This is a genomic window from Devosia aurantiaca (assembly GCF_011058215.1).
Classification (GTDB): domain Bacteria; phylum Pseudomonadota; class Alphaproteobacteria; order Rhizobiales; family Devosiaceae; genus Devosia; species Devosia aurantiaca.
The window spans coordinates 1,201,068-1,222,534 of record NZ_JAALFG010000001.1 but is presented as its reverse complement, the minus strand read 5'-3'; the positions used below and the strand labels follow the sequence as shown (position 1 = coordinate 1,222,534).

The 21,467-nt window shown below is 64.0% G+C and carries 18 protein-coding genes and 3 pseudogenes; 11 read left to right on the top strand and 10 right to left on the bottom strand.

What is annotated here, in order from left to right:
* Positions 1-72 precede the first annotated feature (72 nt).
* Entirely contained in the window at positions 73-825 is a 753-nt protein-coding gene (locus tag G5575_RS06275; protein WP_164533525.1) for an SDR family NAD(P)-dependent oxidoreductase, read from the bottom strand.
* A gap of 64 nt (positions 826-889) precedes the next feature.
* Positions 890-1,821 (bottom strand): annotated as a pseudogene (locus G5575_RS22140) (2-hydroxyacid dehydrogenase).
* 158 nt (positions 1,822-1,979) lie between these two features.
* Here G5575_RS22140 and G5575_RS06265 point away from each other — a divergent pair.
* From G5575_RS06265 to G5575_RS06255, 3 genes are all read left to right on the top strand, one after another.
* Positions 1,980-3,401, top strand: a complete 1,422-nt coding sequence (locus G5575_RS06265; RefSeq protein WP_164533524.1) for a circularly permuted type 2 ATP-grasp protein — start codon at positions 1,980-1,982, stop codon at positions 3,399-3,401.
* A gap of 221 nt (positions 3,402-3,622) precedes the next feature.
* Complete coding sequence (locus G5575_RS06260) at positions 3,623-4,573, top strand: alpha-E domain-containing protein (protein ID WP_235935620.1); 951 nt, start codon at positions 3,623-3,625, stop codon at positions 4,571-4,573.
* The gene (locus tag G5575_RS06255; RefSeq protein WP_164533523.1) at positions 4,573-5,352 is read left to right on the top strand and encodes a transglutaminase domain-containing protein; all 780 of its coding nucleotides are present in this window, start codon (positions 4,573-4,575) and stop codon (positions 5,350-5,352) included. Before G5575_RS06260 ends, G5575_RS06255 begins: the two co-directional genes overlap by 1 nt.
* Before the next feature lie 9 nt (positions 5,353-5,361).
* Here the strand turns inward: G5575_RS06255 and G5575_RS06250 are convergent, their stop codons facing one another.
* The gene (locus tag G5575_RS06250; protein WP_164533522.1) at positions 5,362-6,297 is read right to left on the bottom strand and encodes an AEC family transporter; all 936 of its coding nucleotides are present in this window, start codon (positions 6,295-6,297) and stop codon (positions 5,362-5,364) included.
* A 138-nt stretch (positions 6,298-6,435) separates the two neighbouring features.
* On the opposite strand from G5575_RS06250, the pseudogene glpD reads away from it, so the two are divergent.
* Positions 6,436-7,952: pseudogene (glpD, locus tag G5575_RS06245) on the top strand (glycerol-3-phosphate dehydrogenase).
* A gap of 106 nt (positions 7,953-8,058) precedes the next feature.
* Entirely contained in the window at positions 8,059-9,546 is a 1,488-nt protein-coding gene (gene glpK, locus G5575_RS06240) for a glycerol kinase GlpK (RefSeq protein WP_164533521.1), read from the top strand.
* Positions 9,547-9,638: 92 nt separating this feature from the next.
* Here glpK and G5575_RS06235 read toward each other — a convergent pair whose 3' ends face one another.
* The gene (locus G5575_RS06235; RefSeq protein WP_164533520.1) at positions 9,639-10,448 is read right to left on the bottom strand and encodes a DUF1499 domain-containing protein; all 810 of its coding nucleotides are present in this window, start codon (positions 10,446-10,448) and stop codon (positions 9,639-9,641) included.
* 104 nt (positions 10,449-10,552) lie between these two features.
* A complete protein-coding gene (pdxH, locus tag G5575_RS06230; RefSeq protein ID WP_164533519.1) occupies positions 10,553-11,176 on the bottom strand; it encodes a pyridoxamine 5'-phosphate oxidase in 624 nt (207 codons plus the stop codon).
* 96 nt (positions 11,177-11,272) lie between these two features.
* Between pdxH and G5575_RS06225 the strand changes: the two genes are divergently transcribed.
* Complete coding sequence (locus tag G5575_RS06225; RefSeq protein WP_164533518.1) at positions 11,273-12,214, top strand: DnaJ C-terminal domain-containing protein; 942 nt, start codon at positions 11,273-11,275, stop codon at positions 12,212-12,214.
* 17 nt (positions 12,215-12,231) lie between these two features.
* Positions 12,232-12,546, top strand: a complete 315-nt coding sequence (locus tag G5575_RS06220; RefSeq protein WP_164533517.1) for a hypothetical protein — start codon at positions 12,232-12,234, stop codon at positions 12,544-12,546.
* On the opposite strand, the gene G5575_RS06215 is transcribed toward G5575_RS06220, so the two are convergent.
* Positions 12,543-13,481 (bottom strand): L-threonylcarbamoyladenylate synthase, encoded by a 939-nt coding sequence (locus tag G5575_RS06215; RefSeq protein WP_164533516.1) that lies wholly within the window; start codon positions 13,479-13,481, stop codon positions 12,543-12,545. The genes G5575_RS06220 and G5575_RS06215 overlap by 4 nt on opposite strands.
* Before the next feature lie 65 nt (positions 13,482-13,546).
* Between G5575_RS06215 and G5575_RS06210 the strand changes: the two are divergent.
* The 4 genes and pseudogenes from G5575_RS06210 (at position 13,547) to G5575_RS06195 (ending at position 16,236) form a co-directional block, all read left to right on the top strand.
* Positions 13,547-14,474: pseudogene (locus G5575_RS06210) on the top strand (histone deacetylase family protein).
* A 19-nt stretch (positions 14,475-14,493) separates the two neighbouring features.
* Positions 14,494-14,745 (top strand): exodeoxyribonuclease VII small subunit, encoded by a 252-nt coding sequence (locus G5575_RS06205; protein WP_164533515.1) that lies wholly within the window; start codon positions 14,494-14,496, stop codon positions 14,743-14,745.
* A gap of 145 nt (positions 14,746-14,890) precedes the next feature.
* Positions 14,891-15,490, top strand: coding sequence for an SCO family protein (locus tag G5575_RS06200; RefSeq protein ID WP_164533514.1), 600 nt, complete (start codon positions 14,891-14,893; stop codon positions 15,488-15,490).
* Positions 15,491-15,510: 20 nt separating this feature from the next.
* On the top strand, positions 15,511-16,236 hold the full coding sequence (locus G5575_RS06195) for a TlyA family RNA methyltransferase (protein WP_164533759.1): 726 nt from the start codon (positions 15,511-15,513) through the stop codon (positions 16,234-16,236).
* On the opposite strand, the gene G5575_RS06190 is transcribed toward G5575_RS06195, so the two are convergent.
* The 4 genes from G5575_RS06190 to G5575_RS06175 all read right to left on the bottom strand — a co-directional run bounded on the left by G5575_RS06190 (position 16,233) and on the right by G5575_RS06175 (position 21,461).
* Positions 16,233-16,748: a CAP domain-containing protein gene (locus G5575_RS06190; RefSeq protein WP_164533513.1), complete on the bottom strand. Its 516-nt coding sequence runs from the start codon at positions 16,746-16,748 to the stop codon at positions 16,233-16,235. The genes G5575_RS06195 and G5575_RS06190 overlap by 4 nt on opposite strands.
* Positions 16,749-16,751: 3 nt before the next feature.
* Positions 16,752-17,600, bottom strand: coding sequence for an aminoglycoside phosphotransferase family protein (locus tag G5575_RS06185; RefSeq protein ID WP_164533512.1), 849 nt, complete (start codon positions 17,598-17,600; stop codon positions 16,752-16,754).
* Between the two features lie 186 nt (positions 17,601-17,786).
* Entirely contained in the window at positions 17,787-19,205 is a 1,419-nt protein-coding gene (gene uxaC, locus G5575_RS06180) for a glucuronate isomerase (protein ID WP_164533511.1), read from the bottom strand.
* Between the two features lie 402 nt (positions 19,206-19,607).
* Complete coding sequence (locus tag G5575_RS06175) at positions 19,608-21,461, bottom strand: bifunctional diguanylate cyclase/phosphodiesterase (RefSeq protein WP_164533510.1); 1,854 nt, start codon at positions 21,459-21,461, stop codon at positions 19,608-19,610.
* Between the last annotated feature and the right edge of the window lie 6 nt (positions 21,462-21,467).

Below are 21,467 nucleotides of genomic sequence, written 5' to 3'. Positions count from 1 at the left end.
CGCTAACCGGTTTGCGCTGCGATGGGAATCGCGCCCATCGCATATCGCTTGTGCCGCACATGGGCGCTGGGTTTATTGCGGCGGCTGGCCATTTGAGGCGCTGACGCCGCCATCGACGGCAATCATGGCGCCGGTAATGAAGCTGGCGTCATCGCTCGCAAGGAAGGCGATGACTGCGGCGACTTCCTCGGGTTCGCAGTGCCGGCCGAGCGGGATGCGATCGTAGAATTGCTGGAGTGCTTCCTCATCCTCGAAGGCGTCTTCGGTCATCGGCGTGCGGGTGAGGCTGGGGCAGACGGCATTGACGCGGATCTGGCGCTTGCCCAGGTCCATGGCGAGGGCGCGGGTGAAGTTGACGACGCCACCCTTGGCCGCGTTATAGGGCAAGGTGTTCCAATCGCCGCCGGTGCCGGAAACGGACGCCGTGTTGACGATGCAGCCCTTGACCTTTTCAAGGTGCGGGATGGCGGCGCGGCAGCCATAAAAGACGCCGTCGAGATCGGTGGCGATGACCTTGCGCCAGTCGTCGTTGCTGATCTTAGCCGGATCGCCGCCCGTATAAACGCCGGCATTGTTGACGAGCACGTCGAGGCGACCGAAGCGGGCGACGGCGGCTTCGATCATGGCGTCGACGGCGTCGGAGTCGGAGACGTCGGCCTTGTGGGCGAGGACGGGACCCTTGAGGCTTTGCTCGGTTTCGGTGAGGTCCTTGATGTCGACGATGACGAGGCTGGCGCCTTCCTCGGAGAAGCGCTGCGCCGTCTTCTGGCCGATGCCGGACGCGGCACCGGTGACAAGGACGACTTTATCGGTAAAGCGGGCCATGGGGAGATCCTTCGACTTTTGGGTCGAGAGGAACGTGGCCGGGCCCGCTTGGCTGCACGCTGCGTCAGACCACCGCGCTGATCAGGGGTTCGCCGGCGAAATGGCGGTCTAGATTGGCGACGAGCAGCGCGCCCATGGCGTCGCGGGTCTGGTGGGTGGCGCTGCCCTGGTGGGGCGAGAGGACGACGTTTTCGAGCGCGAAAAGAGCTTCGGGCACTTTCGGCTCGTCGGCGAAGACGTCGAGGGCGGCGCCGCCGAGACCGCCGGATTGCAGAAGGTCGACCATGGCGGGCTCGTCGATCAGCGTGCCGCGGGCGACGTTGACGATGCGGCCCTCGGGGCCAAGCGCTTCGAGCACCTGGCGCGACACGATGCCTTCGGTGCCCTTGCCGCCGGGGGCGATGACGACGAGCCAGTCGCTGTCGCGCGCCATGTCGGCGAGGTCATCATAGAAAATATAGGGCACGGACTTTTGTTCGGACCGGCCATGGTAGACGACGCGCATCTTCATGGCTTGGGCGCGCGTTGCGATTTCCTTGCCGATGCGGCCGAGGCCAAGAATGCCGACGGTTTTGCCGGTGAGTTCGGAGAAGAGGCCGAAATCGGCGTTGGGCCATTTGCCGGCGCGCACGAAGCGATCCGATTGCGGGATGCGGCGCGCGCAAGCGAGATCATCAGCCCGATGGTCAGTTCTGCGACGGCATCGTTGAGCACGTCGGGCGTGTTGGTGACGCGAATGTCGCGCGCCTTGGCCGCCTTGGTGTCGATATTGTCGTAGCCCACGCCGAAGCTGGCGATGATCTCAAGATTAGGCAGCTTGTCCATGAGGTCGGCCTGAACGCCGGAGCCAGCGTGGGCGCGGATACGGGCGCCGTTTTCCGCGAGCCAGGCGTCCTTGTCGGTCTGCTCATGGAGCTTGTGCACCGTGTAGCGCTCGGCGAGGGCCTTTTCGCAGGATGCGAGCAGCGGGCCGGTCTGCAAAATTTCGATGGTCATGACTGCATCCTTCTCTGCGGAGCGGAGCTTAAGGGGCTGAAGCGACAGCACAAGTGCTGAATGCACTAAAGCCGTTCGGCGCGGAGGCTGGACGGGGTTGTTTAAATGTGTAGCAATATGAAGGCGATGGGACAGCCGTATGACAAAAGCGGAGCGTAATGGGCGACACAACGCCGTTTGACGAAATGTACAACCCGGACGGGTCGGTCCGTGAACCTTACCGCGCTCTGGCGGGCTGGCTCAGCGAGCAGCCGGACAAGGCGCTGGGGCTGATGCAGGCCGATGCCGAGGCGATCTTTCGTCGGCTGGGCATTACCTTTGCGGTTTATGGTTCGGACGAGGGCACCGAAAAGGTCATCCCCTTCGATGTCATCCCCCGCATCATCGCGGCGCAGGAATGGCGCAAGCTTTCGAAGGGTATCGAGCAGCGGGTCAAGGCGCTCAACGCTTTCCTTTATGATGTCTACCACCGGCAGGAAATTTTGCGCGCCGGGCGCGTGCCGGAAAAGCTGATCCTCAACAATGCAGCCTTCTGCCCGCAGATGATGGGGCTGGAGCCGGCCAAGGGCGTTTATGCTCATATCATCGGGGTCGACCTCGTGCGCGTCGGGGCCGATGGCTATTACGTGCTCGAGGACAATCTGCGGACGCCGTCGGGGGTCAGCTATATGCTGGAGGACCGCGAGGCGATGATGATCCTTGCGCCGGACCTGTTCCAACGCAGCAAGGTCGCGCCGGTCGAGAACTATCCGGAAAACCTGCGGCGGACGCTCGAGAGCGTGGCACCGGTCAATTCACGCGGCACGCCGGTGATCGCCGTGCTGACTCCGGGGATCTACAATTCGGCCTATTTCGAGCACTCGTTCCTTGCCGACCAGATGGGCGCGCAGCTTTGCGAGGGGCATGACCTCTTTGTCGATGGCGGCAAGGTCTATATGCGGACGACCACGGGCCCCGAGCGGGTGGATGTCGTTTATCGCCGTATCGACGACGACTATCTCGATCCGCTGACGTTCCGGCCGGATTCCATGCTCGGCGTGCCGGGCATTTTCGATGCCTATCGAGCGGGGAACGTGACGCTGGTCAATGCGCCCGGCACCGGGATCGCCGACGACAAGGCGGTCTATACCTATGTGCCCGAGATCATCGAATTCTACCTTGGCGAAAAATCGCTGCTGCAGAATGTGCCGACCTATAACTGCACCGACCAAGACGAGCGGGAGTGGGTGCTGGAGAACATCGCCGATCTCGTGGTCAAGGAGGTTCACGGCTCGGGCGGCTACGGCATGATGGTGGGGCCGACGGCGACCGAGGAGATGCACGAGGAATTCAAGCGCAAGATTCTGGCGCGGCCGGACAATTATATCGTGCAGCCGACCTTGGCGCTTTCCACCTGCCCCACGCATATCAATGGCGACGTCGCGCCGCGGCATGTCGATTTGCGGCCCTATGTGCTGGTGGGCGACGAGGTGCGGATCACGCCCGGCGGGCTGACGCGCGTGGCGCTCAAGCAGGGATCGCTGGTGGTCAATTCGTCCCAGGGTGGCGGGACGAAGGATACGTGGGTGCTGGAAGATTGAGTTTCTTGGATTTTCACCTGCGCCAATGTTCATCGCCTCCCTCCCCCTTGTGGGGAGGGACTGAGGGTGGGGGTTCTGCTGCGTCTCCACCACCAAAGGAGGCGGGGCGAACATCGACCCCCCACCCTAGCTTTGCTACGCCCCTGCGGGGCTAGCGCCACTACCCTCCCCACAAGGGGGAGGGAACGCAAGAGCACCGGTCTCGGCGGGGGTAGCTCCTCATGAGGATGCTTGGACGCACAGCGCAGAACCTGTTCTGGTTGTCCCGCTATGTGGAGCGGGCGGAGAATATGGCGCGGCTGCTCGAGGTCGGGTATCGCATGAGCCTGACCTCGCGGCGCGAGGGTGGGGCGAGCGAGCATCTGGTGTCGATGATGCAGGCGGCGGAGGTCGATGAGGGTTTTGCCGAGAAACACGACGTGGCCGATGTGGACACCGTCGCCCATTACATGATGTTCGACCCGGACAATCCGAACTCGGTCTACTCGTGCCTCATGGCGGCGCGGACCAATGCGCGGTCGGTGCGGACGGCGATCACCACCGATATGTGGGAGAGCATGAACGAGGCCTGGCTCGAATATAGCCAGATCAGGCCGCGCGACGTGCGGGGCGCCAAGCTGCTAGAGCTGTTGCAGTGGGTCAAGCAGCGCAGCCATGAGTTCCGCGGCGCGCTGCTCGGCACGATCCTGCGCGATGACGGGTTTTCGTTTCTGCAGATGGGCAATTTCGTCGAGCGGGCGGACAATACGGCGCGCATTCTCGACATGAAATATTATGTGCTGTTGCCGCGGGCGACGCTGGTCGGTGGGGATCTCGACATCCAGCAATGGACGCTGATCCTGCGCGCGGCTTCGGCACACCGGGCTTATCGGCATGTCTACCACGACCGCTACAAGGCCCATAACATTGCCGATTTCCTAATGCTGCGGCCCGAAATGCCGCGCTCGCTGGTTTATTGTGCGCGCTTCGTGCAGCAAAACATGGATACCTTGACGACGCTTTATGGGCGCAAAGAGGCGTGCCACGAGGTGGCGCAGGGCATGGTCGACATGGTGGCAAATACCGACATGGACGCGATCTTCGCCCATGGTCTGCATGAATTTTTGACCGAGTTCATCGCGCGCAACAACCGCGTCACCGACGCCCTTTCCGAGAGCTATAACTTTTACTGATGCGCATCGAGATCGAGCATAATCTGAGCCTTTCTCTTTCGCCCGGCAGCGGGCAATTGCTGCTGCATCTCCTGCTGACGCCCGGCTCCGGGCCAATGCAGACGGTGGAAAGCTGGAGCGTCGAGGCGCAGGGGATCGGCAATGCCGGACGCTTCACCGATGCCTATGGCAATGGTGTGCATCTGGTGAACCAGACCCGCATCGAGGGCGATGTTACGGTTGCGGCGCGCGGCGTGGTGGTGACGCGGGATACGCATGGCGTGCTGGGACGGCCGGAGGGTGAACCGGTTGTGGCGCTCTACAAGCGGGTGACGCCGCTGACCGAGGCACCGGCCGAGCTGCTTGCCGGCTTCGAGATCGAGGGCAATCGGCTCGATATCTTGCACCGGTTAATGTCACTGGTCGGCGAGTCCCACTCGACGGCGCGGCAAACGCAGATGCAGGCTGATGGTGGGCAGTTGCAATCACAGGGCGAGGAACCGGCGACGGCCGGGGACCTGGCGCATTGGTTTATCGGCGCGGCGCGCAGCCTCGACATTCCGGCGCGGTTCGTCGCCGGATACCTCGTCGGCGATGACGAGCATGAGGGTGGGCTCCATGCCTGGGCCGAAGCCTTCGACGATCGGCTCGGCTGGATAGGCTTCGACCCGGTATTGCAGCTTTGTGCCACTGAGCGGCATGTACGGCTGGCGGTTGGGCTCGATGGAGCGGCAGCCGTGTCGCTGCGCACGGTGCCAGCGGGTGAGATCAGCCAGAGCGCGCTGGTGACGGGCGGATAGAACGCGCCGCTAAAGCGACAGCACGTAGAGCCAGCCTGTGATCGTCAGGGCTGAGATGACGGTGCTGATCAGCAGCGTGTTGGCGGCGACGCTGACGCCGCGGTCATAATAGGTGGCAAAAACGTAGATATTGATGCCGGCGGGCATGGCCGAGAGTAGGATGCCGTAGCGGGCGATTTCCACGGGAACGTGGAGCACCCAGATCATCAGGGCATAGGCGATGGCGGGATGGATCAGGAGCTTGATCAGCGAGGCGCAAAGGGCCTGTTTCCAGTTTTCGCTGAGCTTGAATTCGGTGAGCGCGCCGCCGATGCCGAAAAGCGCTACCGGGACCACGGCGCTGCTCATCATGATGAAAAAGGCTTCGGCGGGTTCGATGAACTGGAGGCCGATGGTCGAGCCGATCAGGCCGGCGGCAATGCCCCAGATCAGGGGATTGGAGATAACGCGACGGATGGCGACGACCAGCGTCTTGCCCAGGCTTTGGCCATCGCGGCGGACGATCTCCATGGTGACCATGCCGACGGTTAAGAGAATGGCGCCGTGAAGACCAACAATGGAGAGGACGACCGGCAGGGCGCCGTCGCCATAGGCACGCGCCATGACAGGCAGGCCCACCAGGACGGTATTGGTGAAGGTGCCGGAAAAGCCGACCGAGACACTCTCGCCGGGGCGGTTTTTGAACACCTTGCGGGCGACGACGATGCCGACCACGAAACAGACGATCGCGCCGATATAGTAGGGAGCAATGATGCCGATGTTGAAAGCGGCGCGGAAATCGCTGGTGGTGATGGAATAAAACAGCAGGCAGGGCGTGGCGAAATTGTTGACGAAACCGATCAACGATCTGATGCCGTCCGCCGGGAACATCCGGAAATGTACCGCCAGATATCCCAGGCAGATGAGGGCGAAGATCGGCGCGATGACGGCGAGAATGGACAGCATGAGCCGCGGGCCTGGGACGGGTGACCCCTGCCCTAGCCGCTTGGCGGTGCCGGGTCAACTCGCACTTGTATGGAAGATCAACACGAAGCCTTGCGTGTTTGGTTTTCCCGATCTCTGCGTATAAACACAGGACTGAATATGGAGCGCGGCATGCTGGACGTTTTCGTCATTGGCGGTGGGATCAACGGCGCGAGCGTGGCCCGGGACGCGGTGGGCCGCGGCTTCAAGGTCGGCTTGGCCGAGATGAACGATCTCGCCTCCGGCACGAGTTCGGCGGCGACCAAGCTCGTCCATGGCGGCTTGCGCTATCTCGAATATTACGAGTTTCGGCTGGTGCATGAAGCGCTGGCCGAACGTGAGGTGCTGTGGGCTTCGGCGCCGCATATCATCTGGCCGCTGCGGTTCGTCTTGCCGCATCACAAGGGGCTGCGCCCGGCCATGGTGCTGCGGGCGGGGCTGGCCATGTACGACTATATGGGCGGACGGCGCCTCCTGCCGCCGACCAAGACGCTGGACTTGACCAAGGACGAGGCGGGCAAGCCGCTCAAGCCGGGTTACAAGCTCGCCTTCGAGTATTCGGACTGCTGGGTCAACGATGCGCGTTTCGTGGTGCTCAATGCGCGCGACGCCGCCGACCGGGGGCGCAGATCCATGTGCGCACAAAGGTCATGTCGGCGCGGCGCGAGGATGGCGGCTGGACGGTGGAACTCGATGGCGTGGAAGGCCGCCAGAGCGTGCGGGCGCGCATGCTGGTCAATGCGGCGGGGCCATGGGTCGACACTGTCATCAACGGCGTCATGGGCAAGAATGGGCCGGCCAATGTGCGGCTGGTCCAGGGCAGCCATATCGTCACCAAGAAACTTTTCGATCACGACCGCTGCTATTTCTTCCAGAACAGCGACGGGCGCATTTTCTTTGCCATTCCCTATGAGGAGGATTTCACGCTGATCGGCACCACGGATCGCGATTACCATGGCGACCCCAAGGACGTGCGGATCAGCGAGGAAGAGACCGATTACCTGCTTAAGGGCGCCAGCGAATATTTCCGCCGGCCGGTGATGCGCGACGACATCGTCTGGACCTATTCGGGCGTGCGGCCGCTGTTCGACGATGGAGCCTCGGCGGCGCAGGAAGCGACGCGCGACTATGTGCTCAAGGTCGAGGGCGATGCGGCGAGCGGCGCGGTGGTCAACGTTTTTGGCGGGAAGCTCACGACATCGCGGCGGCTGGCCGAGTCGGTGCTCGAAAAGATCGAAGAGGTCTTGGGCAAGAAGGGCGTGGCCTGGACCAAGGATGGGACGCTGCCGGGCGGCGACTTCGGGGTGAAAAGCTTCGACGCCGAAGTGCGGCGGCTTGGGCTCGATTACCCGGGCTTTGAGCAGCGCTTCCTCAAGCGGTTGATGCGGCTTTACGGGACGCGGGCGCGGGCGATTTTGGGCGATGCGCGGAGCGTTGCCGATCTCGGGCAGCATTTCGGCTCCGATCTTTATGCGTCAGAGGTCATCTATCTGGTCGAGGTCGAGTGGGCGCGGACGGCGGAGGACGTCTTGTGGCGCCGGACCAAGCAGGGGTTGCGGGTGGGCGCCGAGGATGTGGCGCGGCTTGAGGCTTATCTTGGTTCAAAAAGTAGAGACCCCCACCCCGCCTCCCCCTGAAGAAGGGGAGGAGTTCGGCTGGTGGGCAAACGAAAACTCGCCACACGCAAGATGTGGCTCCTCCCCCGCCTTACGGGGGAGGTTGGGTGGGGGCCTTGGAGGCAAAATGAAAAAATACATTCTGGCGATCGATCAGGGGACGACGTCGAGCCGGGCGATCGTGTTCGATGCGGAGCGCAGGATTGCCGGGGTGGGGCAGCGGGAGTTCACGCAGCATTTTCCTCAGGATGGCTGGGTGGAGCATGATCCCGAGGAGATCTGGGAAAGCGTCGTCTGGTCGGTGAAGACCGCGCTCGAGGAAGCGGGAATCGGGGCCGGGGACGTGGCCGGCATCGGGATCACCAACCAACGCGAGACGGCGATCATCTGGGATCGGGCGACGGGCAAGGCGATCCACAATGCCATCGTGTGGCAGGACCGGCGGACGGCAAGCTATTGCGCCGAGCTCAAGCGCGATGGCCACGAGGAGATGGTGACGCGCAAGACCGGGCTGCTGCTCGACCCCTATTTCTCCGGCACCAAGGTCAAATGGTTGCTGGACCATGTTGAGGGTGCGCGGGCGAAGGCCGAAGCGGGGGAGTTGGCATTCGGGACGGTGGATGCCTTCCTGATCTGGCGGCTGACGGGCGGCAAGGTGCATGCGACCGACGCCACCAATGCCGGGCGGACGCTGCTGTTCGACATCGGCGCGAACCGCTGGGACGAGGAGCTTCTGGCGCTGTTTAAGGTACCGGCGGCGATCTTGCCCGAGGTCAAGGACTGCGCCGACGATTTCGGCGTAACCGAAGAGTTCGGCGCGCCGATCCCGATCCTGGGCGTTGCCGGCGACCAGCATGCAGCAACGATCGGACAGGCGTGCTTTGAGCCGGGCATGGTCAAATCGACCTATGGCACAGGGTGTTTTGCGCTGCTCAATACGGGCAAGGACATGGTGCGCAGCGACAACCGGCTGCTGACGACCATCGCCTATCGGCTCGATGGCGAGACGGTTTATGCGCTCGAGGGCGCCATCTTTATTGCTGGGGCTGCCGTGCAGTGGATCCGCGATGGGCTCAAGCTCGTCAAGCATGCCAGCGAAACCGGACCCTTGGCAGAGTCGGCAGACCCCAGCCAGAACGTTTACATGGTACCGGCCTTTGTGGGGCTCGGGGCGCCGTGGTGGGATGCCGAGGCGCGCGGCGCCATTTATGGGCTGACGCGCAACTCGGGGCCGGCGGAAATCGCCAAGGCCGCGCTCGAGGCCGTTTGCTACCAGACGCGCGACCTGCTGACGGCCATGCGCAAGGACTGGAAGACCGAGAGTGGCGACACGGTGCTGCGGGTCGATGGCGGCATGGTAGCATCGGACTGGACCATGCAGTTTCTGGCCGATGTGCTGGACGCGCCGGTGGATCGCCCGGTGATCCTAGAGACCACGGCGCTGGGGGCGGCGTGGCTGGCGGGAATGAAGGCGGGCATCTGGCCCGGCATGGCGGAGTTCGCCGAGAGCTGGGCGCGGGACAGGCGGTTCGAGCCGGAGATGGCGGACGAGGTACGGGCGCGCAAGCTTAAGGGGTGGGATGAGGCGGTGAGAAGGACGCTGAGCGCGTCCTAGCCAGTAGACCTCATCCTGAGCTTGTCGAAGGACGAGGTCGTGGCAAGATTTGTGAGCCCGACCTCGTGGTTCGACAGGCTCACCATGAGGTCTCAAAGACTCGGTTCGGCCGGACCGGTTTCGACGTCGGGGGCGGCTTCTTCCTGGGTGACGACGGGGCCGGAAATGGTGGGGTTGTCGCGCAGGAATGCGGTGACTTCGTTGTCGAGGGCGACCAGGAAATCGCTGATGCGGTTGCCGTTGGAGCCGAAATCGTGCGGCGCGCCGATGGAGGCGGAGCGCATGTCGACGGCGGCGCCTTCGGCTGTGGGCGTGACGCGGAGCACGGCTTCTTCGCGCCAGCCGGGAATGGTGACGATACGCGCATTGATGCGGCCGATCTCACCCAGTTCGATTGGCTCGCGGCGCTGCCGGACATCCCAGCCCTGAGCGGTGACCAGGCGATCGACCAGGGCGAAAAGCTGGATGATATCGAGCGGGTAATCGCGGGTCGTGGCGTTGGGGAAAAGCCGCTGCTGCTCGGCTGGGGTCAGGAGGCTGGGCGGCGGAATGGTGGGCGTATCGGGCTCAAAGACTAGCGGGAGTTCGCCACGGGCGACGGTGGCGATATCGGTGACCGGCGGGTATTCGAGCGCCAGGCCGCCGTAATAGGCGAAGGGGAAAAGACAGAGCGTGCCGATCAGGAGGCCGGAGAGCGCCCTGCCCCAGCCCTGGTCGCCCGTGTACCAGAGGCGCACGAGCGCGATGACCGAGACGATGACGGTCAATGCCGCGACGACGCCGGCTAAGAGGATGACGGCGAGGAATGCGGGCGAATCGAGCAGGCGCTCGCGATGCATGATCACGGGCAGGATCAGAAGCGGCAGCGCCAGGCTCGCCAGCCGGCGCGCCCAGATGGCCATTTTCGATGTTCTGATGACTATCCGCACGGAAAGCGTGATCCTCGTTCGGCGGGAAGTTTAGGCTGGAGAAGTGAAGAACCCCTCATCTGCCCTTTAGGCAACGGTCAGGGATAAAGCCGTGTGCTGGTCCAGCCGTCGCCATCGCGGGTGAAGCGGACGCGGTCATGGAGGCGGTATTGGCCGTCTTTCCAAAACTCGATCTGGGTGGGGACGATGCGATAGCCGGACCAGTGGGCCGGACGGGGCGCGCCGGCATCGCCGACCATTTGGGTCAAGGCCTCGACCTCTTCGACCAGTTTCTGGCGGCTGGCGAGGGGGCGCGATTGCTTCGATGTCGCAGAGGCCGTGCGGCTGCCCGGCGAGCGGGTGGCGAAATAGTCGTCGGCTTCGGCGTCGGTCACGACTTCCACCGGGCCGCGCATGCGGATCTGGCGACGCAGCGACTTCCAGTGCATGACCATGGCGGCCTGCGGATTGGCGGCGAGCTGGCGGCCCTTGGCGCTTTCGAAATTGGTGAAAAAGCAGAAGCCGCGCTCGTCGCGCCGGTTGAGCAGCACCATGCGCACGTCCGGCAAGCCGGTCTCGTCAGCGGTTGCCAGTGCCATGGCGTGAGGATCGTTGGGCTCGCTGTCCTCGGCCAAAGCGAACCATTCTTCGAAGAGGGCGAAGGGATCGAGATCGGACCGATCGCTGTCGTCGAACAAGCGCTCCGTCAGGGTCTGCAGCATGATGATTTTTCCTGCGACTGGACAAGGCCAAGGGGCGTCGCCATATAGGGCTGGAATAGTGGCGTCGGCAACGCCTAACCCATTGATTGGAACCGAATGCGCGATCCTTACACCGTACTCGGGGTGTCGCGGTCCGCAAGCGAGAAGGACGTCAAGTCCGCTTATCGCAAGCTGGCCAAGAAGTATCATCCCGACCAGAACCCCGATGACCCGTCTGCTCATGGCAAATTCGCCGAGGCGACGCATGCCTATGACCTGTTGAACGACGCCGAAAAGCGGGCGCAATTCGACCGTGGCGAAATCGACGCCGACGGCAATCCGCGCTTTGCCGGCTTCGGTGGAGGCCAACGCGGCGCGCGGCCGGGTGCCGGCGCCGGAGCGGGCGGCTTTTCGGCCGAGGACATCCTCAAGGAGTTCATGAGCGGTTTTGGCGGGCAACCGCGGGGCGGGGCACGGCCGGGCGCCGGTGGCGCACAATGGGATCCGTTTACCGGCGCGGCCGGTGGCGGGGCTGGCGCGCGGATGGCGCAAAAGGGCGACGACATCGTCGTCAACGTGGCGGTGTCGCTCGAAGACGCGCACAAGGCCGCCTCGGTGCCGGTGCGGATGCCGACGGGCAAGGTGCTCAACGTCAAGCTGCCCGAAAAGGTGGAAGAAGGACAGCAAATCCGGCTTAAGGGCCAGGGATCTCCCGGACCCCTCGGGGAGCCGGGCGATGCGCTGGTGACGGTCAAGTTCGAGAAGTCGAAGATTTTCCGCCGCGACGGGCAGGATATCCGCACCGATGTGGCGGTGACGCTTTACGAAGCGGTGCTCGGCGCCAAGGTGCGGGTGCCGACGCTCGATGGCTCGGTGGAACTGAACCTGCCGCCGGGCGTCGATACGTCCAAGGCGCTCCGGCTCAAGGGCAAGGGGCTTTATGGCGACGGCGATCTTTATGTGAATGTGCGCGTGGTGCTGCCGCCCGGCGGCGATGCGGATCTTGAGGCGCTGGCACGGTTTATGCGGGACCAGAAGCCGTATTCGGTGCGTGATTGATGTTGAGGAGCCGCGTGGTGGTGGGAACCATCATTGCGGCTATCCTGATGGCCGGCGGCATGGCGCTGCTGGGAATGCCGGGCGGTTTCTACTCGCTTGCAGCAGCGCCCGTTGCCGAACTTTTGCGGGGACTGCCAGCCGGCAGCATGCTCGATGGCGAACGAGCCTGGCCCGTCGCGATCATGATGACGCTTGCTGTTCCCCCTGCCCTGCCTTTGGCACTGCTGCTGGTCGGCTGGCTGCGCCCGACGGCCAAGAGGCTCGAGACCATGGCGTGGGTTGCTACGGCGGTCTACCTGTGGGCGATTGCAGCGCTTGTTATATTTGCCTAGACGCGCGGCGCAGCCGCCCTGCGCAGGCGGTCGTTGATGGCTTCGCCGAGGCCGGTTTCGGGAATGGGCGAGACGGCGATCATCTCTGCGCCTGTTGCGTCCAGTTCGTGCAGCATCGAGAACAGGTTGCGGGCGGCTTGGTGGAGGTCGGCGCTGGGCGAGAGGTTGCGCGTTGGGCCGTCGTGGGTTTGCGCAGGGCCGAAGGCCAGCCAGGCCTCGCCGGGATTTGGCATAGCATCCAGGCGCATATGGGCGTTGGGGGCGTAGTGGCTGAGAAGCATGCCGGGCGCGGCGATTTCGGCGCCTTCTGCGGCCTGCTCGACCGGAAGGCCGATAAGGGCTTCGATCGTTTCGCGCGGCAGGGCGCCGGCGCGGAGCTGGATCAGGCGGTTGCCGTCGACGGCAAGGATGGTCGATTCGACGCCCGCCGTGCAGGGACCGCCATTAAGCACCTCGACCTTGCCGTCAAAACCGCGGCGGACCTGTTCGGCCGTGGTGGGCGAGAGCTTGCCGGAGGGATTGGCGGAGGGCGCGGCGAGCGGGCGCGCGGTGGCGCGGAGAAGCTCGAGCGCCACGGGATGATCGGGGACGCGCAGGGCGACGGTGTCGAGCCCTGCCGTGGCAACGTCAGCCAAGCCATGATCCGGGCGCAGGGGAACCACAAGGCTCAGCGGGCCGGGCCAGAACTTTTCGGCCAGTTGGCGCGCCAGCGGCGGGAAGTTGCCCAGCGTTTCGGCCATGGCGAGATCGGCGACGTGGACGATCAACGGATTGAAGCGCGGCCGGCCCTTGGTTTCGTAGATCGACAGCACCGCATCGGCATTGGTGGCGTCGGCGCCGAGGCCGTAGACCGTTTCGGTCGGAAAGGCGACGAGTGCGCCGGCGCGGAGGCGGGCGGCGGCTTGCTGGATCGCTTGGGCATCTGGGGCGTTCATGAACGTGGTTTGACAACAGCTCTCCTGCGCGTCAAGACGAGAGCGGACCTTGCGGGAGAGCGCATGTGACGACGCTTCTGGTCAGCCAGCCCAATTTTGCCGATCACCAAACGCCGCAGGGGCATCCCGAGCGGGCGGATCGCATTCGCGCTGTGGACGAGACGCTACAGGTACCAGAGTTCGGGAAGCTCTTGCGGCGCGTGGCGCCTTACGGCGACATTACCCTGGCAGAGCTGGTGCATGATGCGGGCTATCTCGGCCGCTTGCGAACGGCCCGACCGGCAGAGGGCATCGGGCAGATCGATGCCGACACGTTCATCTCGGGCGGATCGCTCGATGTGGTGGCGACGGGCCTGGGCGGGGCGCTTGCCGGGCTCGATGCGGTGCTGCTGGGCGAGGCCGAGAATGCCTTCTGCGCCATCCGGCCGCCGGGACATCACGCCGAGATTTCGACACCGATGGGCTTTTGCCTGATCAACACAGTGGCGGTGGTGGCGCGGGGAAGCGCAGCGCAAATATGGGGCCGAGCGGGTGGCGATCGTCGATTTCGACGTTCATCACGGCAATGGCACGCAGGACATCTTCAAGGACGATCCCAGCGTCTTTTACGCGTCGAGCCACCAATTGCCGCTTTACCCCGGCACCGGGCATCCAAGCGAAACGGGCGTCGGCAACATCGTCAATGCGGCGCTGGCGCCCCATTCCGGTGGCGAGGCGATGCGCGAGGCCTATCGCGAGCAGATCCTGCCGGCGCTGGAAAATTTTGCACCCGATCTGCTGCTGCTTTCCGCTGGCTTCGACGCGCATGAACGCGATCCGCTGGCGCAGTTGGAATGGATCGATGCCGACTTTGCCTGGGTGACGGGCAAGCTGATGGAGGTGGCCGGGCGGCGCTGTTCCAATCGCATTGTGTCGCTGCTCGAAGGTGGTTATGACCTCAAGGGCCTGAGCGGCGGCGTGCGCCAGCACGTGTTGACGCTGCTCAATGGCTGAATTTTAGACGGGGTTTTTGATGGCCGACACTGCACATGACGACGTGAAAACGCTGAGCTTCGAGGCGGCGCTGGAACAGCTCGAGGGCATCGTGCAGAAGCTCGAAAGCGGGCGCGCGCCCTTGGCGGAATCGATTGCGATCTATGAGCGCGGCGAGGCGCTGAAGGCGCATTGCGAAATGCTGCTCAAGACCGCGGAAGCGCGGATCGAAAAGATCACTCTCAGCCGCGAGGGCAAGGCGATCGGAACCGAGCCGCTGGACGCTCAGTAATCAAGAGACCCCCACCCGGCCATTCGAGCATAGCTCTCATGGCCTTCTACCCTCAAATCGTTCCACTGGAGCGATTTGTCCTACGGAACGGGGGCGAAGCCCCATCAGAAGGGGGAGGAGTTCGTCTGGTGGCTGAGGAACGATCATGACCAGCAACAAAACCTTGCGAAACTTCCGGACCGTGCTCTGGGTGCTGGTGGCCGTGGCGGCGATCGGGGCGACGGCGTTGTTTGTGTTTCGGCCACCGCAGCGGCCGCTGGGCGTGACGGGGCAGGAATTTGCCTTGGCCTCGACCAAGGGCGGTGAGTTCACGCAGGCCTCACTCGCCGGAACGCCGAGCCTAGTGTTCTTCGGCTATACGCACTGCCCCGAAGTCTGTCCGACGACGCTGGCGGAGACCACTGCCTGGCGCAATCAGCTGGGGCTGAGCGAAGAAGACCTGCGCATCATCTTCGTCACGGTGGATCCCGAGCGGGACACGGCCGAGATGGTCAAAACCTATGTGGAAGGCTTTGATCCGAGCGTGATCGGGCTGGTGGGAACGCCGGACGAGACAGCCAAGGCCAAGGCGGCATTCGGGGTGTTTTCGGAGAAGGCCAGCGATGTCGACACCGACTATTATACGGTCGACCACACGGCGCTGACCTTTCTCATCGGCGACGATGGGCGCTTCGAGGGCACGATCGCCTATGAGGAAGCCAGCGACACGGCGCTGGCCAAGATCGAGCGGCTGGTTCGCGGTTGAGCCGCATCCGACTCGATTTGATGCTGGAGCAGCGCGGGCTGATGCCGAGCCGGGCGCGGGCTCGCGACGCGATCTTGCGCGGCACCGTGACGGTAAATGGCGAAGCGGCGAAGAAGCCCAACCAGATGGTGGGCGATGGGGACGTGATCGCGATCAGCGATCCGGCGTCTGGATATGTGTCACGTGCGGCGCTGAAGCTGATTGCGGGGCTCGAGGCGGGTGGTGTCGCGGTCGAGGCTAAGGTTTGCCTCGATGTAGGGTCGTCCACGGGTGGCTTTACCCAAGTTTTGCTCGAGCGCAGGGCAAGGCGGGTTTATGCCGTGGATGTGGGCCATGACCAGTTGCATGCGAGCTTGCGGGCCGATGCGCGGGTGGTCAGCCTCGAGGGTACCAATGCGCGGGAGCTCGGGCGCGAGACGATCCCGGATGTGGTGGACCTCCTTGTTTCCGATGTGAGCTTTGTGTCGGTGACCAAGGTTCTTGCCGCGCCGTTAGGACTTTGTGGGCCGGAGGCGCAAGCCGTGGTGCTGTTCAAGCCGCAGTTCGAGGTGGGGCGGGACTTTGTCGGGTCAGGCGGCGTGGTTCGGGACGACGAGGCCAGTGCGCGGGCGATGGCCGAAGTGGTTCGGTTCGTCGAGGCGCATGGGTTCGGGCTCAAGGCGACGGTGGTGTCGCCGATTGCCGGCGGGGATGGGAACTTGGAGACGGTGCTGGTGTTCGCGAGGACACCCTCTTCCGAGCGTTAGCCGTACCAAGCCTCGAAGGGGCCACCCGCAATCAGCGCCCAGTAGAGCTTGCCGGAGCCCGTGCGGGCGAAGGCGAGGCCGAATTCGACGAATTTGGGGGACAAGAGCGTAGCGCGGTGGCCGCTAGAGGCGAGCCAGCCGTCGATGGTGGCCGGCAGGGTCTGGTAGCCCTTGGCGACGTTTTCGCCGACGGCGGTCTGGTAACCGGCGGCGCTGACGCGCTGGCGCAGTGTCGTGCCGAGATTATGGCTGAGCTTGTCCTGGCTTGCCATGAGGCTGGCTTGCGAGCGGGCGGCGGTTTCGAGAGCCGGATTGTAGCTCCAGGGTGCAGCGCCATGCTTGCGGCGGGTGGCGTTGATGGCGGCGACGATCTGGTCGCGCGTCAGATCCTCGGGTCGATCGGAATTCGATGCCGAAGCGGGACGCGGCGTGATCGGGGCGGTGCTGGCGCAGGCGGAGAGCACGGCGGCGCTGCCGAACAGGAGGACGGCACGGCGGGTCAGCTTGGTCATGGCTCAGGCCTGGTCATAGGCGGCAAGGAGATTGGGGAGGCAGGCGAGCTGGGTGGTGATGGCCTTGCCCTCGGCCAGATCCCAGGCGGCGGAGAGCGCTGCATGGGCACAGGCCCAGCCAAGCATGCGCTTGCGCGAATAGCCGAGGCGCTGCGCCAGGATGTCGGCACGCGTGGCGATGCGGCGCGGATCGGCGGCGATCACCGTGGCGCGCTCGGGATTGATGAAGACCGGGGCGATCTCGTAGGCCGGATCGCCGAAAACGCCCTTGGGATCGATGGCGAGCCAGCCACGATCGGAGGACAAGATGTTGTCGTGATGCAGGTCGCCATGCAGCGGGATCTGCGCGCTGGGGCGGTCGAAGAGTTTCAGCGCAATGCCGGAGGCGCGCGCGTAGAGGTCGCGGGCGGTGTGAGGCCAGGCGCGGGCCTCGCTGGCGAAAAGCGCAGCGAAGCGATCGCGCAGGTTTTCGAGATTGTCGGGGGCAGCGGCGCGCTGGCGGTGGAGGCTGGCGACGATGGTGGCGATGGCTATGGTGCCTTCGTCATCATGGCCGGCCCGGACCGGATCGCCCAGGGTGCCGCCGTCGAGCCATTCCATGAAAATGGTGTCATTGTGGCTGTCGAAAACCGTGGCTGCGCCATTGCCTTCGTACCACTGCAGCAGGCGAGAGCCCCTGCCCTCTTCCACCGAAGCGACGGCCTTGATGATCTTGAGAGCCGCGAAGTTTCGGCCGTTCTGCTCCACCCGGAAAATCCAGCTGCGCGGCGTTTCGGCCACCGGCGTGGACTTGGTCAGCGACCAGCGGATCATGGCGCGGCTAAGCGCCGTTTCGACGGGAGACTGATTCATGGGGGTTTTGTAGCAGAATCAGGATGTGGATTCGACTGGGGACGAGAGATGGTGATGGACGAATGGGAACGCGTTTGCCGAGGCGCCCGCACCCCCTTCCGAGCTACGCTAAGCCTAGCGGCTAAGCTACGCTTGCCTTCCCCTCAAGGGGGAAGGTGAACGCCGTTGGTGTGAGGTCTCAAAACGTCAGGCGATCTTGTAGGCGTCCTTGGCGGCTTGGTAGCTGAGGTGGATGGCGATGTCTTCGGCTGAAGATTTGCTAATGCGGTTTTCGGCGATCCATGTGCCCAGGAAATGGCAGACTTCGCGGCGCCAGACGTCGTGGCGGGCGGGGACGGAGAGGAGCGCGCGGGTGTCGTCGTTGAAGCCGGCGAGGTTGTAGAAGCCGGCGCTTTCGACGACCTGGTCGAGATAGCGGCGAATGCCTTGGGGCGAGTCGTGGAACCACCAGGGCGGGCCGATGAGCAGCGATGGCCAATAGCCGGCCATGGGGGCGAGCTCGCGGGCATAGGTGGTTTCGTCGAGGACGAACATGATGAGGCGAAGATTGGGCTCATTGCCGCAGCGGGAAAGAAGCGCGCGGAGGCCGCCGACATAATCGGTGGGGCCGGGTATGTCGGCGCCTAGATCGGTGCCGCGTTCACGCATCAACAGCGGATCGGTGTTGCGGCGGGAGCCGGCATGAAGCTGCATGACCATGCCGTCTTCAACCGAGAGCAGCGCCATTTCCGTCATCATCTGGGCACGGAAGAGTTCGGCGTCCCCGGCGTCGAGTCGGCCGGCGAGAATCTTGTCGAGCAGCGCCTGCTTTTCCACCAGTGGTAGATCGGCAGTCATGGCGGTGGGCACGCCATGATCGGTGGCGACGGCGCCGAAGCGGCAGAAATATTCGCGGCGGTTGCGATGGGCGTTGATGAGGCCGGCCCAGGTGGCGGTGTCTTCGCCGGTCAGTTCGCCGAACTTTTGAAGGTTTTCGGCGATGGCGGCGCGGCTGGGGTCAGTGACGTCATCGGGGCGATAGGTGGTGCGGACGCGACCAATATAGCCATCGGCTTCCATCGCCTGATGCTGGGTCAGAGGATCGAGGGCAAACTCGGTGGTGGCGATGACCTCGACATTGAAGCGGTCGAGGATGGTGCGCGGGAGGAGAGCGGGCGTGCCGAGCTGGCGGTCGATCTGGTCGTAGATGCTGCCGGCTGTGGCGCTGCTCAACTCTTCGGTGATGCCGAAAACAGCATGGAGGGAGTGGTCGATCCAGGTCTTGGACGGTGTGCCTGCGAAGAGGTGATAGTTGTCGGCAAAGAGCTGCCAGGCCTTGCGGCCGTCGGCCTCGACCGGCTGGCCATCTTTGCGCGGAATGCCCAGCGCGTCGTAGGAAATGCCGCGGCTCTTGAGCATGCGCAGTACGTAGTGGTCCGGCGTCAGGAACAGGGCCGTGGGACTGGCGAAGCGGCCATTCTGCGCGAACCAGGCCGGGTCGGTATGGCCGTGCGGACTGACGATCGGGAGATCCTTGACCAGCGGATAGAGGGCGCGCGCGTTGGAGCGGGCGGGCTCGGCGGCCGGGAAGAGAAGATCGGGATGGAGGTGCCTTGGCTGGGTCATGGCGGGGTTTTGCCACGTTCGATCCCGCCTTTCAACGTCTTCCATACAAGACGCGAGATCGGCCGCATTTTATGTAAATTAACCGCGTTTCAAGGCCTGTGTTCGGAGTGGGGCAAAGCCGGCGTATCGTTTTCGGCAGAGGGTGAGAAGAGCTCAAGATGGCGGCGACCCGACGTGTAACCGGCCCGATGGCCGGCAGCGTGTTGCGGAGCGAGCCATGGCCAATCTCGACTTTGACGGCGTTTCAACAAATCTCGATGGGGTGCGGCGTCGTCGCGCTACAGCAGGCATGTGCAACGGGCGCAGGTGATGCTCTTGGCCGCCTGTCTTTCGACGCTGGGCGTCGTAGCCGTGGCAGGAACGCTGCTGACGCAGATGTTCTGATGGGCGGTCGCCCCAGTCTTATGACGATGTGCTGAATAGCCGGTCTTCGCTTTTCTGATCCAGTCGTTGCGCAAAGCTGCGCAGCAATTGGGTGACGTCGCGGGCCGATACCGGGCGGGAGAAAAGATATCCCTGACCGAGCGTGCAGCCCAGTTGCCGCAGAATATCGGACTGGCGTGCGGTTTCGATGCCTTCGGCGACGACGCGCATGTCGAGCCGCTGGGCAATGTCGAGAATTGCGCTCACCACCACTTCGCCGGGCTGATCGACCCCAAGCTGCTCAACGAATGAGCGGTCGATCTTGATGATGTCGACTGGAAAACTCAGGAGATGCGTGAGTGAGGCAAAGCCGGTGCCGAAATCATCCAGCGCCACCAGCAGACCCTTGGCGCGAAGCTCCTCGACGGCATGCGGCACGGCCTGGTCGTTGCCGCCCATGAACACGGATTCGTTGACTTCGAGCACGACGTGGCGCAGCGGCACGTTGTGATAGGCGAAGATATCGGCCATGCGCTCGGCGAGGTCGCCGCGCTGGAAGTCACCGGTCGTGACGTTGACGCCGACATGCTGGAACGGGATTTCGGCATCGAGCCAGGTGCGGACGTCGCGCGCGACATTATCCAGCATCTGGCCGGTGAGTTCATAGGCGATGCGCGGATCGGCGAAGGCGGAATGAAATTCACCCGCCGAGGCGATGCGGCCTTCGGCGGTTTGCAGGCGCGCAAGGGCTTCAAGGCCTATGATCTCGCCTGTGTCGAGCCGAACGATGGGCTGGTAGAAGGGCAGGATGCGCTTTTCGGTTATAGCGGCATCGATCTCGCGGACGGCGGCGATGCGCTGCACCATGGCGGTGCGCAGATCGGGACGAAAACCGGCATAGCCGCCACGGTGGGTCTGCTTGGCCTGATATAGCGCGACATCGGCGTTCTGGATCAGGGTGTCGGGATCGGTGCCATCCAGCCCATAAACCGCGCCGCCCAGGGTCACATGGGCGGCAATCGACTGGTGATCGACGGTCACCATTCCGGACGCGGCCTCGATGATCCGGTCGCTGGCGCGCTGGAGGGATTCGTGATCGGCGCAATCGGAGACCAACAGCGCCATTTCGTCGCCGCCAAGGCGGCAGGCGAGGATATCGGAGCCCACGGTTCTTAGCCGCTCGGCGACAGCGCGGAGCAGTGCGTCGCCTGCCGCGTGGCCGATACTGTCATTGACGAGCTTGAGGTGGTCGATGTCGAGAAGGATCAGACCGAAAGGGTCGCCGGCAGCCATGCGTTCGTCGAGCACCATGTTGAAATGGGCGCGATTGGGCAGGCCGGTCAGCACATCGAAATAAGCGAGCCGGTAGCTGTGGGCCCGCACGCGTTCATGTTCGATGGCGAGGGCACAAAGATGGAGGCAAGTCCCGACCATCTTGCGTTCGAGCGGCGTGGGGCCGCGGGCTTCGCCATAATAGAAGGCAAAGGTTGCGACCACCTGGCCGGCATTGTTTCGAACCGGGCTCGACCAGCAGGCAAGAAGGCCGAGCGGCAGGGCCAGTTGCTTGTACTCGGCCCAAAGCGGATCGGAGGCGATATCGGTGACTTCCACCGGCTCGTTGCGCCAGGCGGCGGTGCCGCAGGAGCCGGCTACAGGAGTGGCGACGAGGCCATCGATGGCGGCGCAATATGATGGCGGCAGGTTGGGCGCGGCAAGCGTATAAAGGCGCTTGGCCTGATCGACGAGGAGGATCGACGTCTTGACCCCGGGCGCGTTGCGTTCGACGGCGCGGCATAGGATCGTGCCGATGTTGCGCAGCGCGTCCCCACGCGCCACCGCTTCCAGCACTTCGGTCTGGAGGCGCAACAGCAGTTCGGTTTCACTGGCAGCCATGATGGC

Coding starts and splice junctions, on each gene's coding strand:
- G5575_RS06275 (WP_164533525.1), bottom strand. CDS start 825: ATGGCCCGCTTTACCGATAAAGTCGTCCTTGTCACCGGTGCCGCGTCC.
- G5575_RS06265 (WP_164533524.1), top strand. CDS start 1,980: ATGGGCGACACAACGCCGTTTGACGAAATGTACAACCCGGACGGGTCG.
- G5575_RS06260 (WP_235935620.1), top strand. CDS start 3,623: ATGAGGATGCTTGGACGCACAGCGCAGAACCTGTTCTGGTTGTCCCGC.
- G5575_RS06255 (WP_164533523.1), top strand. CDS start 4,573: ATGCGCATCGAGATCGAGCATAATCTGAGCCTTTCTCTTTCGCCCGGC.
- G5575_RS06250 (WP_164533522.1), bottom strand. CDS start 6,297: ATGCTGTCCATTCTCGCCGTCATCGCGCCGATCTTCGCCCTCATCTGC.
- glpK (WP_164533521.1), top strand. CDS start 8,059: ATGAAAAAATACATTCTGGCGATCGATCAGGGGACGACGTCGAGCCGG.
- G5575_RS06235 (WP_164533520.1), bottom strand. CDS start 10,448: ATGGCCATCTGGGCGCGCCGGCTGGCGAGCCTGGCGCTGCCGCTTCTG.
- pdxH (WP_164533519.1), bottom strand. CDS start 11,176: ATGCTGCAGACCCTGACGGAGCGCTTGTTCGACGACAGCGATCGGTCC.
- G5575_RS06225 (WP_164533518.1), top strand. CDS start 11,273: ATGCGCGATCCTTACACCGTACTCGGGGTGTCGCGGTCCGCAAGCGAG.
- G5575_RS06215 (WP_164533516.1), bottom strand. CDS start 13,481: ATGAACGCCCCAGATGCCCAAGCGATCCAGCAAGCCGCCGCCCGCCTC.
- G5575_RS06205 (WP_164533515.1), top strand. CDS start 14,494: ATGGCCGACACTGCACATGACGACGTGAAAACGCTGAGCTTCGAGGCG.
- G5575_RS06200 (WP_164533514.1), top strand. CDS start 14,891: ATGACCAGCAACAAAACCTTGCGAAACTTCCGGACCGTGCTCTGGGTG.
- G5575_RS06195 (WP_164533759.1), top strand. CDS start 15,511: ATGCTGGAGCAGCGCGGGCTGATGCCGAGCCGGGCGCGGGCTCGCGAC.
- G5575_RS06190 (WP_164533513.1), bottom strand. CDS start 16,748: ATGACCAAGCTGACCCGCCGTGCCGTCCTCCTGTTCGGCAGCGCCGCC.
- G5575_RS06185 (WP_164533512.1), bottom strand. CDS start 17,600: ATGAATCAGTCTCCCGTCGAAACGGCGCTTAGCCGCGCCATGATCCGC.
- uxaC (WP_164533511.1), bottom strand. CDS start 19,205: ATGACCCAGCCAAGGCACCTCCATCCCGATCTTCTCTTCCCGGCCGCC.
- G5575_RS06175 (WP_164533510.1), bottom strand. CDS start 21,461: ATGGCTGCCAGTGAAACCGAACTGCTGTTGCGCCTCCAGACCGAAGTG.